16 protein-coding genes and 1 tRNA gene are annotated in these 14,951 nt (G+C 29.2%); 12 read left to right on the top strand and 5 right to left on the bottom strand.

The window, feature by feature from the left end:
• Positions 1-78 precede the first annotated feature (78 nt).
• Entirely contained in the window at positions 79-552 is a 474-nt protein-coding gene (msrA, locus tag I4V16_RS17010; RefSeq protein ID WP_049177408.1) for a peptide-methionine (S)-S-oxide reductase MsrA, read from the bottom strand.
• Positions 553-670: 118 nt separating this feature from the next.
• On the opposite strand from msrA, the gene I4V16_RS17005 reads away from it, so the two are divergent.
• Positions 671-1,204 (top strand): N-acetyltransferase, encoded by a 534-nt coding sequence (locus I4V16_RS17005; RefSeq protein WP_049177409.1) that lies wholly within the window; start codon positions 671-673, stop codon positions 1,202-1,204.
• A gap of 41 nt (positions 1,205-1,245) precedes the next feature.
• Here I4V16_RS17005 and I4V16_RS17000 read toward each other — a convergent pair whose 3' ends face one another.
• Both I4V16_RS17000 and I4V16_RS16995 read right to left on the bottom strand, forming a co-directional pair.
• A complete protein-coding gene (locus tag I4V16_RS17000; RefSeq protein ID WP_111938205.1) occupies positions 1,246-3,867 on the bottom strand; it encodes a calcium-translocating P-type ATPase, PMCA-type in 2,622 nt (873 codons plus the stop codon).
• 322 nt (positions 3,868-4,189) lie between these two features.
• On the bottom strand, positions 4,190-5,323 hold the full coding sequence (locus tag I4V16_RS16995) for a DEAD/DEAH box helicase (RefSeq protein ID WP_049180428.1): 1,134 nt from the start codon (positions 5,321-5,323) through the stop codon (positions 4,190-4,192).
• Between the two features lie 143 nt (positions 5,324-5,466).
• Here I4V16_RS16995 and I4V16_RS16990 point away from each other — a divergent pair, with 143 nt between their 5' ends.
• Positions 5,467-5,889 carry a YaaR family protein gene (locus I4V16_RS16990; RefSeq protein WP_049180429.1) on the top strand — a complete coding sequence of 141 codons (423 nt, stop codon included), beginning with the start codon at positions 5,467-5,469 and terminating at the stop codon, positions 5,887-5,889.
• A 310-nt stretch (positions 5,890-6,199) separates the two neighbouring features.
• Here I4V16_RS16990 and I4V16_RS16985 read toward each other — a convergent pair whose 3' ends face one another.
• Entirely contained in the window at positions 6,200-6,499 is a 300-nt protein-coding gene (locus I4V16_RS16985) for a hypothetical protein (protein WP_049179062.1), read from the bottom strand.
• 322 nt (positions 6,500-6,821) lie between these two features.
• Here I4V16_RS16985 and I4V16_RS16980 point away from each other — a divergent pair, with 322 nt between their 5' ends.
• From I4V16_RS16980 to I4V16_RS16935, 10 genes are all read left to right on the top strand, one after another.
• Complete coding sequence (locus I4V16_RS16980) at positions 6,822-7,796, top strand: MqnA/MqnD/SBP family protein (RefSeq protein WP_195966939.1); 975 nt, start codon at positions 6,822-6,824, stop codon at positions 7,794-7,796.
• Positions 7,771-8,523, top strand: a complete 753-nt coding sequence (locus I4V16_RS16975) for an ABC transporter permease subunit (protein WP_049179060.1) — start codon at positions 7,771-7,773, stop codon at positions 8,521-8,523. Before I4V16_RS16980 ends, I4V16_RS16975 begins: the two co-directional genes overlap by 26 nt.
• An 11-nt stretch (positions 8,524-8,534) precedes the next feature.
• Positions 8,535-9,206 (top strand): ABC transporter ATP-binding protein, encoded by a 672-nt coding sequence (locus I4V16_RS16970; RefSeq protein WP_049179059.1) that lies wholly within the window; start codon positions 8,535-8,537, stop codon positions 9,204-9,206.
• 25 nt (positions 9,207-9,231) lie between these two features.
• Positions 9,232-10,938, top strand: coding sequence for an ABC transporter ATP-binding protein (locus I4V16_RS16965; RefSeq protein ID WP_049179058.1), 1,707 nt, complete (start codon positions 9,232-9,234; stop codon positions 10,936-10,938).
• Positions 10,939-11,060: 122 nt separating this feature from the next.
• The gene (locus tag I4V16_RS16960; RefSeq protein WP_049179057.1) at positions 11,061-11,279 is read left to right on the top strand and encodes a hypothetical protein; all 219 of its coding nucleotides are present in this window, start codon (positions 11,061-11,063) and stop codon (positions 11,277-11,279) included.
• 88 nt (positions 11,280-11,367) lie between these two features.
• A complete protein-coding gene (trxA, locus tag I4V16_RS16955) occupies positions 11,368-11,682 on the top strand; it encodes a thioredoxin (RefSeq protein ID WP_049179056.1) in 315 nt (104 codons plus the stop codon).
• Between the two features lie 6 nt (positions 11,683-11,688).
• Entirely contained in the window at positions 11,689-12,543 is an 855-nt protein-coding gene (locus I4V16_RS16950; protein WP_049179055.1) for an NAD(P)/FAD-dependent oxidoreductase, read from the top strand.
• 162 nt (positions 12,544-12,705) lie between these two features.
• Positions 12,706-12,858, top strand: a complete 153-nt coding sequence (locus I4V16_RS16945; protein ID WP_153246633.1) for a hypothetical protein — start codon at positions 12,706-12,708, stop codon at positions 12,856-12,858.
• A gap of 118 nt (positions 12,859-12,976) precedes the next feature.
• On the top strand, positions 12,977-13,900 hold the full coding sequence (locus I4V16_RS16940; RefSeq protein ID WP_099330249.1) for an alpha/beta hydrolase: 924 nt from the start codon (positions 12,977-12,979) through the stop codon (positions 13,898-13,900).
• 126 nt (positions 13,901-14,026) lie between these two features.
• Positions 14,027-14,101 (top strand) — tRNA-Glu (locus I4V16_RS16935).
• Between the two features lie 121 nt (positions 14,102-14,222).
• Here I4V16_RS16935 and I4V16_RS16930 read toward each other — a convergent pair.
• A complete protein-coding gene (locus I4V16_RS16930; protein ID WP_242974290.1) occupies positions 14,223-14,369 on the bottom strand; it encodes a hypothetical protein in 147 nt (48 codons plus the stop codon).
• Positions 14,370-14,951: the final 582 nt, after the last annotated feature.

The following is a 14,951-nucleotide window of genomic DNA, read 5'->3' as shown; positions in this document are numbered from 1 at the left end:
TTATGAATAAAATTTAAAATTATAAAAATAAGGCTATATCAGCCTAAGGTAAAAACCTTAATCTGATACAGCCCCTTTTTATTCTAATTTTATATGGCAATAGCCAAAGGGATTTTTCTTTAAATACTTTTGGTGATATTCTTCAGCAGGATAGTAATTTTTTAATGGTTCTACCTCGACTACTATTTTTTTATCATATTTTTTTGCTTCTTCTAAAATTTTACTATTTATTATGTTTAGATCATCTCTATCTAAATAATATATTCCAGTCCTATATTGTTTTCCTTTATCATTACCTTGTTTATTTAAGGAAGTAGGGTCAATTATAGAAAAGTATTTATCAATAAGATAATCTAATTTAACCTTAGATTCATCATATAGAATATATACTGCTTCAGCAAATCCTGTATCTGTTTTACAAACAAGTTCATAGGTAGGATTTTTTATATTACCATTTGCATAACCAACTTCTGTTTTTGTTACTCCATTTATTCTAGAAAAGAATTCTTCAACGCCCCAAAAACATCCCCCTGCAAATACAATTTCTTTCATAAACAATACTCCTTTCTTAATAAATTATATTTATTGTTTGTAAAAATTTAAAAAACATGTTTAGTATTAAATAAAAAAGTCGAAAAGTAAAGGAAATGTTAATTAGGGAGAGATAATAATGACTTTAAGTATTGGCAAAGAAAAAGTAGGGGATGGAACAGAGATTATAGAAATGCTAATTAAAGCTTTTGAAGATGTCGAATATAGCGATAAAAAAGAGCATGAGTTAGTAGAGGCTTTAAGAAAATCAGAAAATTATATCCCAGAACTATCTATAGTAGCAAAAGTAGATAATAAGATTGTTGGATATATTTTATGTACAGAAGTTAATATAATAAATGGGGAAGATACTAATAAAGCCTTAGCAATAGCACCATTTGCAGTATTACCAGAGTACAGAAATGAAAAAATAGGAAGTAAAATGATAAAAAGGGCATTTACTAAGGCTAATAAGCTTGGTTATAAAGGAATAGTTGTTCTAGGGTATAAAAGTATTTTTGAAAAGTATGGATTTAAACCAGCTTGGATTTATGATGTAAAAGCACCCTTTGATGTACCGGAAGATAACTATATGGTTAAGGACATTAAAAAAGGATATTTTGATAATGTAAAAGGAATAGTAGAATATGCTGAAGCCTTTAAGAATTTTTAGAAAAATGCTGTATCAACATTAGTTTGATACAGCATTTATTATTATTTATTCTTTTTCATTCTTAGGAATATCTTTAATATTTCATTAATTACTAATGGAACTAGTGAAATTAATATTACTAGAATCCAATCATTTAATGTTAATGCATAAACTTTAAATACACCTGCTAAGAAAGGTATTGTTATTACAGCAAATTGTATTAATATACCGAAGGCTATAGATGCAATTAAATATTTATTAGTAAATAAACCTACTGAAAAAATTGATTTTTTAGTACTTCTCATATTTAAAGAGAAAAATAATTGAGATACACTAAGCACTACAAAAGCCATTGTTTGAGCATGCATTAATGAATTTGGATAAATTCTCTCTCCAAGCTTAAAAGCAAAAAGTGTTAGAATACCAATTAATAACCCGTTGACTGCTAGGTATATTCCCATATGGCCAGCAAATAAGCTTTCTTTAGGACTTCTTGGTTGCTCTTCCATAACAGAAGAGTCTTTAGGGTCTACTCCTAGTGATAGGGCTGGAAAACTATCTGTAATTAAGTTTACCCATAGAATATGAATAGGTAAAAGTGGAGTATTCCAATTAAGTAATATAGCAACAAACAAGGCAACTATTTCACCTAAGTTACAAGAAAGTAGGAATATAATAGCTTTTTTAATATTGTTGTAAATGTTTCTACCTTCTTCCACTGCATTTACAATAGTAGAGAAGTTATCATCAGTTAGTATCATATCTGCAGCGCCTTTAGCAACATCTGTACCTGTAATTCCCATAGCCACACCTATATCTGCTGCTTTTAGGGAAGGAGCATCATTTACCCCATCTCCAGTCATTGAAACTATATTTCCGTGAGACTTAAAAGCTTTTACGATTTTTACTTTATGCTCTGGAGAAACCCTAGCAAAAATTCTATAATTATTTACTATTTTATTAAATTCCTCCTGGCTATAATTATCAATTTCGCTACCAGACATACATTGATTTATATTATCTGCCATTCCTAATTCGTTACCAATTGCAAAAGCTGTGTTTTTATGGTCTCCTGTAATCATAATTGGGATTATACCTGCTTTTTTACATTCAACTATTGAAGCTTTTACTTCTTCTCTTGGTGGGTCTATCATACCCATAAGACCTATAAAGATTTGGTCTTTTTCTAGGCTGTCTATAGGTACGTTTTTATTATCAATTTCTTTGTAAGAAGCACCTAAAACTCTTAATGCTGTATCACTCATAGAGTTTGATGCATCTAAAAGTTCCTTTTTCTTTTCTTCTGTAAGAGGTACTATTTCACCATTTATAAGAACTTTATTACATATTTTAAATAGGGAGTCTATAGCACCCTTTGTATATACTTTAAATTTATTTTCATAAGCATTTACAGTAGTCATTAACTTTCTATCAGAATCAAAAGGTATCTCATCAACTCTTTTATGCTCTTCGTTTAATGAATCTTTAAAGAGATTAACTTTATTACCTACATCAAGTAATGCTATTTCAGTAGGATCTCCAGTTTTAGAAGTTTCGTTAGAAGTAGCATCATTACATAAAACCATTGCTTCAACTAAAAGCTCTGTTGAATTATCTTTAATATCTATGTTATCTATAGGTACAAGAGAATCATTTATATATATCTTCTTAACAGTCATTTGATTTATTGTAAGAGTTCCTGTTTTATCAGAACATATAATACTTACTGATCCTAGAGTTTCAACAGCAGGTAGCTTTTTTACTATGGCATTGTGTTTTATCATTCTTTGTACGCCAAGAGCTAAAACTATAGCAACTATTGCTGGAAGTCCTTCAGGAATTGCAGCTACTGCTAATGAAATTGCAGTTAATAACATTTCAAACCAATCTCTTCCTTGGAACATAGATAAAATAAAGATGATTACGCATATTCCAATGGCTGCAAAACCAAGAATTTTACCAAGTTGTGCTAAACGCTTTTGAAGAGGAGTAGATTCTTCTTCTTCATCATCTAACATTTTTGCAATTTTTCCTATTTCAGTATCCATTCCTGTTGCAACTACAATACCAGTACCACGTCCATAGGTAGCTAAGGTGGACATATATGCCATATTAACTCTATCTCCTACAGGGGCTTTTTCATCTTCAAGTACTATCTTTGCATCCTTTTCTGCTGGAACAGATTCACCTGTAAAAGCTGATTCTTCAATTTGAAGGTTGGCTGTTTCTATTAATCTTAAATCAGCAGGAATGTATCTTCCAGCATCAATTATTACAATATCTCCAGTTACAACTTCTTCAGATGGTATTTCTATCAACTCACCATTTCTTTTTACTAATGCTTTAGGTGTACTTAATTCTTTAAGGGCTTCAAGAGCTTTCTCAGCTTTTGATTCTTGAACAACTCCAATTGTAGCATTAATTAAAATAACTATAAGGATTATAATGGAATCACTTATTTCACCCATTATTCCAGAGATAACTGCAGCAGCAATTAAAATATAAATCATAGCATCATTTAATTGTGCTAGGAATAATTGCACCATGGTTTTCTTTTTCTTGCTAGCTAATTTGTTTTCACCATTCTTTTGTAATCTTATTTTTGCTTCTTCAGAGGTTAGTCCATTTAAAGAATCTGAATTTAATTCTTTAATTACATCAGTAGAGTCTTTATCAAACCACATATATATCACCTCGATAATAATTTCTGTCAATACTATTAGTATATAGTCAAGATAAATAATTTATCCTTTATAATAGATGGAAACTAATAGATAAGACTGATAAGAATATTATAGCGGTAAAGTAATAAAAAGGAAAAATAGAAATTGGAATGAAGTTGGGTGTTTAGTTATATTAATAATATAAATAATATATATTTTAAAAATTCTTTTATTATAAAAATTCTTAGAGGGAGTCATAAATATAACAATATGTATTTATATAAATATATATTGTTATGAAAAAAATAAGAGGCTGAAATAAATCACAGCCTCTTATCATTAATTAAATTAGTTTTCCATAAGATAGATTTTTCTTTTGAATTTTAATTTTGAAATCTCTTTCGTATATTCTTATAGCACCTTTTTCCTTTGGAGTTACTAAAGAGATAGTTATTCCAGAATTATTTCCTCTAGCCGTTCTACCAGCTCTATGTAAATACTCTTCTGAATTTTTAGGGAAGTCTAGGTTTATAATGTGAGTTATATTATCAATATCTAAACCTCTTGCAGTCATATCAGAAGAAATTAAAATATTTATCTTACCATTTCTAAAACTCTCTAAAGCATTTTGTCTTTCTTCTTTTGTTAATCTGTTATGCATAGCAAAAGCTGATTTGTTATGATAATTTAATTTATCCTTAACTATATTAATATCAAAAGATTTATTAACAAAAACTAATGCCTTCTCAGGGTTCACTGCAGATAATAATTTTCTTAGTACCTCAACCTTTTCTCTTTGATCAACTTCTATATAGTAATGTTCTATATTTGGATTTAAGGAAACTTGTTGTTTATTTTTATATATAATAGGGTCCTTCATAAGTTCCTTTGCAGTACTTAAGGTCTTATTGCTAATAGTAGCTGAAAAAATTAGAAGTTGTCTATCTCTCATTGTTTTCTTTACTATGTCTTTAACAAAGTTTGAACTAGTGTTATCTAAAAGGTTATCCCCTTCATCAATAACAATGGTTTTAATTTGATGAGATGCAATTTTCTTTTTATTCATTAAATCCAATACTCTACCAGGAGTACCTACTATTATATGGGGTTTTACTTCTTTTAGTTTCTTGATTTGTTTATCTATATTAACATCACCAATAATATTTAGAGAAGTAACAGCTTTTTCTGAATTTGTACTAAGTAATTTTATTTGATTATTAATTTGCATTACTAGTTCATGAGTTGGAGCTAGAATAAGCACTTGCATCTCTCTTTTACTTTCATCAATTTTTTGAAAAAGTGGAGCAAGAAAGGCTAGTGTTTTACCACTTCCTGTATGAGCTTCACCTATAACGTCCCTTCCATCTAATATATCTGAAATAGATAGGGATTGAATTTCAGTTGGGGTTTCAATTCCTTGTTTATTTAACCCATTTATTATATTTTCATTTAGTCCTAATTCTTTAAATGATTTCATTATAATCTCCTTTGAATAATAGTTTTAGTTAGCATAAGTTTTATTATATACATTTTAATCGAAAAGTGCGAGTGATATTATAACATGAATGGTAGTAGGTTATGTGTTTTTTTGATATAATTAGTCACAGGAAGGATGATAACATGGAAATAGGAAGAGTTACACGAGGCACAATTAATAGGGAAGAAAGAAAGACTGTTTCAAATAGAAAAGATTTTTCTCAAAGCTTTAATCAAGCTAAGGAAAGAAAATCAGAAGAACAATTAAAGAAGATGGTGGATGATATAAAGAAAAAGGGTAATAGGTTGGTTATTACTAAAACCTATGCCGATGTTAGACTTTATAAAAAAATGATTAAAGAATACCTAGAATCAGTTCTTCAATTTATGTATGATACCCAAAAGGATATTAGCTTTTGGCAAACTCAATATTTTATTACAGTAGATACTGTAGATGAAAAATTAGAGGAGTTAACTCAAGCTGTATTAGGTGAAGAAAAGGAAAATATGAGTGTAGCTGCCACAATAGATGAAATTCAAGGATTAATTGTAGATATTTATAGATAAAAAAATCGCCAAGGCGACTGTGGAGCCGTCGATTTTTTTCGCCCATCTGCATTTCCGAAGCTTGCCTGAGGAAAATATTGCAGGGGCATATATTTTATTTTTTATTCTTTAGGAAGAAATGAACTAATGTATCGCTAAATTGTTGAAGTTATCCACAATTTAATAATAAATATAATTTCATAAAGAATAAAAAAGGAATCAAAATTGATTCCTTTTTTTCTTACCTTTAGTACTAAGGGAATAGATATTTATTTTTCTGTGACTTGGAGCTTGCGACGGAACAAGCAAAATAAATATCTATCTCATTTTTTTATCTATTATCTGCCATAAGTTTAGTTCTAAGTGGAATATAGATTAATGTTAGCAAACATAAAGGAATAAAGAATAAAATTCTCATATTATATGAGCTGTATAATAGTAATAATAACAATGTACCGAATATAATGCCAAAACTTCCTTCATATTGTGATAATCTTTTTATATTTACATTATCTTGTAGTGATTTGTATAGACTAACTAGTTCAGATCTTCCTAAATAAAGATTAGAAACCATTGCAATAAATCCTGTAATAATAAAAGAAAAAGCAAGTACTTTTAATAAAAATATCATTAGACTTCTCCTCCTACAATGAAATTCTTTACACTTATATTATATTTCTTTATTTATTCTAAAGTACATAGCTAGAATCTAAGTAGGTTGGATGCAATAATCAAAGTGATACTTTAAATAATTTTACTGTACAATTATGGTAAATAAGTTCGGTGTGCAATGAAATTTCTATGGGAAAAAAGGGAGAAAAGTATAAGTTTAGTAAAGTTAATAATTTGAATGTAATGGATAATCATTATTAATAAATATGGAAAGTGGGTAGGAATTTTTTGCATATTGTAGTAATATAAAATGAGAGAAATAAAAAAAGGGGGAATAAAGAATGAAAAAGAAATTAGCAGTAATTATGGTAGCATTATTTTCTTTAGGATTGTTTGCTGGATGTTCAGGTTCAGAGCCTAAGGAAACTAAGGAAGTTAAAGTTGTTATTCCTGATGGCTTACCAAGTATGGCCTTAGCTAAAATGATTAAAGAAAAACCAGAAGTTGTGAAGGGGTATAATCTTAATTACACAATTGAAAAAACTTCTGAAAATATAGTTACATCTGTACTTAAGGGGGAAGCTGATATAGCAGTTGTACCTTCAAATGTAGCAGCTACTCAATATAATAAAAATGCAGGATACCAAATTGTTGGTACTACAGGATGGGGAGCATTCTATTTAATATCAGCAGATGGGGAAAAAACTTTAGATCAACTTAAGGGACAAGAGATTTACAATATAGGAAAGGTCTTAACACCTGATATTGTTACAAGAACAGTTTTAAAGGATAAGGGATACGATCCAGATAAAGATTTTAATTTTTCATATGTAAATGGAGTTACAGAATTAGCACCAACTATACTAGCTGGAAAGACAAAATATGCAGTAATTCCAGAACCAGCACTTTCCCAAGTTTTATCAAAGAAGTCTGATATTAATGTAATAATGGATTTTAATAAAGAGTGGAAAACTCTTAATAATTCAGAATATGGTTTTCCACAAGCTACAATTATAGTTAAAAAAGAACTTATAGATAATGATAATAAATTTGTGGAGAAGTTCTTAAAGGAAGTTGAAAATAGTTGTAATTTTGCAAATGAAGATGGTGAAACTTTAGCAGCATATTGCGAAGAAATTGGAGTTTCAGCAAATAAAGCAATTATTCCTAAGGCTATAGAAAAGGGTAATATAAAATTTGCACCAATAAAAGGTACATCTAAAGAGTATATAAATTATTTTAATAAACTAAACGAATTTGATCCTAAGACAATAGGAGGAAAGGTTCCAGATGAAGGAGTATTCATGGAAAAATAGAAGTCAAAGGTTATTGGCTTGTTTTGTGCTATTAATTCTATGGGAGATAATAGCTGTAAAAATTAATAATAATATATATCTTCCAAGAATTGAGGAAGTACTAGTTTCCATGGGGGATATAATATGGAGTGCTGATTTTTTCCAGAATGTAATAAGTAGTTTATATAGAACTTTAATTAGTTTTTCAATAGCTTTAGTATTAGCTATTATCTTAGGGGTGCTTTCAAAACAGTACCCCTTCTTTAGAAATTTTTTAAGTCCTTTAAATGCAATAGGTAAGACTATTCCAACAATGGTTTTAGTGGTATTAGCCTTAATTTGGTTTAATAAGGATAAGGCTCCATTTGTAGTGGGATTTGCTATAGTGTTTCCTATCTTATATGAAGGCATAATTAATTCATTAAATGGAATAGACAATAAAATAGTGGATATGTGTAAAATATATAGAGTTTCTACTATAGAAAAAATTAAAAAAATATATATTCCAATAATAGTGTTTTATATAATGAATATCTTAATATCATCTTTCTCTTTAGCTTTTAAGGTTGTTGTTGCAGGAGAAGTACACGGACAACCTAAATATGGTATAGGTTCAGCCATTCAATTATCAAAAATGAATTTTGATACCACATCAATTTTTGCTTGGATTGTTCTAATAGCAATAATTTCAATGATTTTTGAATGGGCTAATAAGGTACTTATATCCAAGGTTAATAAATGGAAGTGAGAGGGGAAAATATGAGTGATTTAATTATTAAAAACTTGTGCAAAAGCTTTGATGAAAATGGGATATATGAAAATTTTAATATTGAATTTAGTAAAGATAAGATAAATTGTATTATTGGAGCTTCCGGTGGAGGTAAAAGTACACTTTTAAATATTATTGCCGGTTTGTCTTCTAAAGATAGTGGAGAAATAATTGGAGTAAATAATGAAGATATAAGTTATATATTTCAAGAGGATAGACTTATATCTTGGCTTACTATAAAGAAAAATATGGAGCTATTTCTTTATAATTATTTTAATAAAGAAGAGGGAGAAAAGAGATTAAAGGAAATCTTTGGCTTATTACATATTTCAGGCATTGAAAATGATTATCCTGAAAAAATAAGTGGAGGTATGAAGCAAAGAGTTAATATAGCAAGAGCTCTTTTAAAGCCTTCAAAAGTAATTTTAATGGATGAGCCTTTTAAGTCCCTTGATTATAAAACTAAATATTCAATAATGAGCGAACTTAAAGAAATATTCAATAAAGAAAATAGATTAGTTATATTTGTTACACATGATGTGGACGAGGCTATTTTTATGAATGGTGTAATTTATGTATTAGGTGGAAAGCCATTTAATATAAAGGGAATATTTAAGGAGAATTTATTAGAGAGTAAGCAGGAAATAATAAAATTAATATAGTAATTGTTGAAACTAAGGAGGAGAAATGTTTAAAAAGTTTATTAGATTTTATAAGCCATATAAAAAGCTGTTTATATTAGATTTATTGGCAGCATCATTAGCAGCTGCCATAGACTTAGTTTATCCAATGATGACAAGAGAAATAGTGGACAATGCTACAAATCATGGAGAACTAAGGGTGATAGGAGTATTTGCAGTGACTTTAATTATTTTATTCTTAATTAAAGCAGGCTGTGGATACTTTATGCAGTATCAAGGACATGTTGTTGGTGTAAGAATGCAAGGGGATATGAGAAGAAAAGTATTTAATCATCTTCAAAAATTACCTAATATATACTTTGATAACACAAAGACTGGTGACATTATGTCAAGAATTATAAATGACCTACAAGATATTTCAGAGCTTGCACACCATGGTCCTGAAGATTTGTTTATATCAATAGTAATGCTAATTGGATCATTTATAGTTTTAAGTAGTATAAATTTAACTTTAACCTTAATTATATTTGCATTTATTCCTATAATAGTTATATTTACAATGTATCAAAGAAAGAGAATGAATAGAGCTTTCTTAAAAACTAGAGTAGAAACTGGTAAGGTAAATGCAGGACTTGAAAATAGCATTAGTGGTATAAGAGTATCAAAAGCCTTTGTAACACATGATTATGAGGAAGAAAAGTTTGAAGAGGGAAATAAGAGCTTTATGAATGCAAGAGAAGGTGCATATAAAATAATGGCTCAATACTTCTCGGGGGCTAACTTTTCATTAGATATTCTTAATTATGTAGTTTTAATTGCCGGAGGAATATATACTTTTAACGGCAATATTACTGTAGGAGATTTTACAGCGTATCTTTTATATATTAAGGTGTTTATGGACCCAATTAAGAAGCTTATTAACTTTATGGAGCAATTCCAAAGTGGTATGACAGGATTCCAAAGATATGTTGAGATACTTGCAGAGGATAGAGAAAAGGAAAAGAAGAATGCAATTGAATTAAAGAATGTAAAAGGTAAGATAACATTTAAGGACACTTACTTTAGTTATGAAGATAATCAGATTCTAAATGGATTATCAATAGATATAGAAGCTGGAAAAACTTTAGCTCTTGTTGGCCCTTCAGGTGGAGGTAAGACAACCTTCTGTAATCTTATTCCAAGGTTTTATGATATAGATCAAGGTGATATCTTAATAGATGATAAGAGTATTTATGATGTTACTTTAAGTTCTTTAAGAGAAAATATTGGTATAGTTCAACAGGACGTGTTCTTATTTACTGGTACAATAAAGGATAATATAAGATATGGTAATATGGAAGCTAGTGATGAAGAGGTATATGAAGCAGCAAGAAAAGCTAATATGCATGATTTCATTATGAATTTAGAAGATGGATATGATACTTATATTGGAGAAAGAGGAGTTAAACTTTCAGGTGGACAAAAGCAAAGAATATCTATTGCAAGAGTATTCTTAAAAAATCCTCCAATACTTATTTTAGATGAAGCAACATCTGCACTAGATAATACTACAGAGTATTATATTAAGAAGTCACTTGATGAATTAGCCAAAGGAAGGACAACTATAGTAGTTGCTCATAGGCTTTCTACAATTAGGAATGCAGATGAAATTATAGTTCTTACAGATAAAGGTATTGAAGAAAGAGGAACTCACGAAGAGTTAATGAATATAGAGGGTGTATATAAGGAATTAAATAAGTTTGTGCATAATTAAATTAAGTAAGAGGATATATGAAGGATTATTATTTCATATATCCTCTTTAAATTTTGTAATAATAAAAGCATATTAAAATAGAATTTAATATAAAGAAATTTATATTGAAGAAGGTGGAAGTTTTGATTAGAGATATTTCATCAGGAGAGCTAAATAATTTTTTGACTCTTGTTTGTAGTTTTTGCGGAAAAAGATTTCATGGAAAAAAGGATAGTGAAGGTAAAGATTTCTTTTTTCAAAGAAATGATGATACAGGAGAGGAATGGTGTATTTGCTTCGAATGTAGAGAATTAAATAAAATAGATAGAAAGAATAAAAAGGATGTAAATATAGCAGAATAAGTATAGGCTTATAGTTGACATATGACATAAAGTGGGATACAATAAAGAAAATGAATCATACCCCTAAGGGGTATAAGGAGGTAATAAAATGGTAAACCATATTAATGATAGTAATTTTAATGAAGAAGTACTTAATGCAAAAGGAGTAGTAGTTGTTGATTTCTTTGCAACTTGGTGTGCACCTTGTAAGATGTTAGCACCTGTTTTAGAAGAGGTTGCTTCAGAAATGGCAGAAGTTAAGGTGTTAAAGATTGATGTTGATGAAAGTCCAGAAACAGCTACAAAGTATGGCGTTCAAAGTATACCTACAATAAAAATATTCAAAGATGGTGCTGAAGTTGAAACTAAAGTAGGATTTATGCCAAAGGATGTATTAAAGGAAGCTATAGAAGAGGTTCTTTAATTTCTAATGGATAGATACGATATAGCAATTATAGGTAGTGGGCCTGCTGGATTATCAGCGGCCCTTAATGCTAAGATAAGAAATAAATCATTTATATTATTTGGTACAAGAAATCTTAGCTCAAAGGTACAAAGAGCACCAAAAATAAATAACTATTTAGGATTCCCTAATTCTACAGGAAGTAAGCTTGGAGAAGCTTTTAGAGAGCATATAAGCTCTATGGGAATAGAAATTACTGAAGAAAGAATAAATAATGTTTATTCTATGGGGGAATATTTCACTTTAATGGCAAATGATAAAATGTACGAAGCTAAATCAATAATTTTAGCAACAGGAGTAGAGTTCTCAAAGCCTTTAAAAGGAGAGTTAGAATTCTTAGGTAAAGGTGTAGGGTATTGTGCAACTTGTGATGCTCCTTTATATAAAGGAAAAACAGTATGTATAATATCTTCTAATGAAGAAGGAGAACATGAAGCTAACTATGTAAGTGAACTTGCAAGTAAGGTTTATTATATTCCATTGTATAAAGGTGATTATAAATTAAATGATTCAATAGAGTTAGTTGAAGATAGACCAACTGAGATTGTTGGAGAAAATAAGGTTTCTAAGCTTCTATTTAAATCAAGAGAAATAGAAACAGATGGGGTATTCTTATTAAAGGATGCTATATCTCCATCACAATTAGTACCAGGACTTCAAGAAGAGGAAGGTCATATAAAGGTTGATAGACTTATGAAAACAAATCTTAAAGGATGCTTTGCAGCTGGAGATTGCGTTGGTAAGCCATATCAGTACATAAAAGCTGCTGGTGAAGGAAATATTGCTTCATTAAGTGCAGTTTCATATTTAGATGGAAAATAAGAGAGGGGTTCCTCTCTTATTATTTTAACCAAATATTTTGAAAATTTACATTATTGTGATATAATATAAAAATATTATATATAAAAGTTGTAATCATTATTTGGGGATAGCATAATATATAAAATATAATGAAAAACAGCTGATAAAAGGGGGTGAATCTTTATGGCAGTGAGAGACTATAGAGAAATGTACATAAGTACAATTCTTAAGCTTGGAAGAGGTGAGATTCAAGAGGGAAATGAAATATCTAGACCTTACTTAGCAAAATTAACACTTGAAGAATTAAAGCTTTTAGCAGAAAAATTACAAGGTTAATTGGAAGGGGAAAAAATGTGTTCATCTATTAAATAAGAGAGAGTAGCAAGAAAAGTTATAGCTACTCTTTTTTATTTTTAGTATAATTTATAAAAACAAATGATAGGGAGGTAAAAGTATGGTGGCAATTGTTAGCTTAATTATTTTGATACTTATCTTTGGAGTTATATTTTTACACTACTCTTCAGAACTAGCTTTTAAAAGGATATTTTTGAAACATAGGAAGAATAAAGAAGAGGCGTTTTTATATTTAAAAGATAAAGGAATTTTAGATGAGGAAATTTATAATGAGGAAGATATTTTTAATATAGAAATTAAATCCTCAGAGGGATATAAATTAAAGGGGTATCTTGTTGAAAAATATAAGAATAATAAATATATGATACTTGTTCATGGATATAGTGCTAATTATCATATTCATATGCCTTTTACTAGATTGTTTCTAAATGAAGGGTTTAATGTTCTTTTAGTGGATCAAAGAGCACATGGTGGAAGTGAAGGAGAGTATCCTACCTATGGATATTATGAAAAGAATGATATAGATAGGTGGATTAAGTATTTAGAAGATAAAAAAGGAGAAGATTTATATATAGGTCTTCATGGACAATCATTAGGAGGAGCAACTGTATTAATGTGTGGGGTTAATAATGATAAGGTGAAATTTATCATTGATGACTGTGGTTTTTCTAATGGAAAAGAAGAAATAAAGCATGAGTTTGATAAACAAAGATACATTCCTTTTAAACCTGTGTATTGGTTATTAAGAAAAAAGATTAAACATAGATGTAACTTTGATATGGATGAAGTTAATCCCTTAAAAGAAATAGAGAAGTCTAATAAGCCAATTCTATTTATCCATGGAAAAAAGGATAAGTTAGTTCCTTATACTATGGCAGAAGGTATGTATAATAAAAGAGGTAATAAGGAAGATATATTATATTTGGTTGAAGATGCAGATCATATGGAGTGCTATGGAGCAAATAGAGAAAAGTATGAAGAGGTAGTGAGAAAATTCATTACCAAAGTAGATGGTAAAAATTAAATCATAAGATAAAGAGAAATAAAGGAAAAAGGAGTAAATTATATAAAAAACCAGAAAAACGGATGGATTTGTTTGGAAAGCTAATTATAAATTTGGGAAAAGTGTGATATAATAACAAATGTCTTTGGTCCCTTGGTCAAGAGGTTAAGACGCCACCCTCTCACGGTGGAATCAGGGGTTCGATTCCCCTAGGGACTACCATTCAACTCTCTATCCTAGTTAAATCAAGGGTTAGAGAGCTTTTTTTATTTGCTTGAATTTTGTAGCGAAACTATCATTTATACACCATTTTTACACCATAATTATAATTGTGTATATCTGTTTACAAGTTTAAAAGGCTTAAAGTATCTAGAGCTTTTTCTTTTTCCTTCTTCAAAATGTGAACATAAGTATCGGATGTTATATCTATGCTGCTATGTCCTAACAATTTAGAAACTGTTAAAAGTGGTCTTCCATTTTCAAATTGCAAAGTAGCATAAGTGTGCCTAAGAGCATGAGATTTTTTATGTTCTACACCATATCTTTTTAAAAATATATCTAGGACTTTTCAATGTTGCTACCATCTTAAGTACGGAGGCAATAGATATTTATTTTTTTGTGACTTGGAGCTTGCGACAGAACAAGCAAAATAAATATCCACTTTACCTTTTTTATTACTATCATTCTTTGGTCTAATTTCTAGCTATATAGGATTTTTATGGGTTTTTATAGAATTAGTTCTCTTATAATATATTACAAACTAACCCTAGTGTGTCTATATAAGAAAAATAGAGTATTATTGTAATATATAAAGGGATTTATAGATAAACTTATTATAATTATATTTTCATATAATAATGAGGGGAATATAGATGATATTATAAGTCTCGTTCCTCAGCGAAAGAGGTCGCAACAAAAGATAAAAAAAGTTGTTGACAAGATGAAGTTGAGGGTGTTAAGATAAGCAAGTCGCTTGAGTGCGACACACAAATTGGTCTTTGAAAATTGAACAGAATATAAAGTTAAAAACCAGCAATTCTTTTTTACGAGTAAACTTGAGAAATCAAGTTGT

It is taken from the genome of Clostridium sp. 1001283B150210_160208_E6 (assembly GCF_015669365.1).
GTDB classification, from domain to species: Bacteria; Bacillota; Clostridia; order Clostridiales; family Clostridiaceae; genus Clostridium; species Clostridium paraputrificum.
This window is presented reverse-complemented; position numbering and strand designations above follow the sequence as displayed.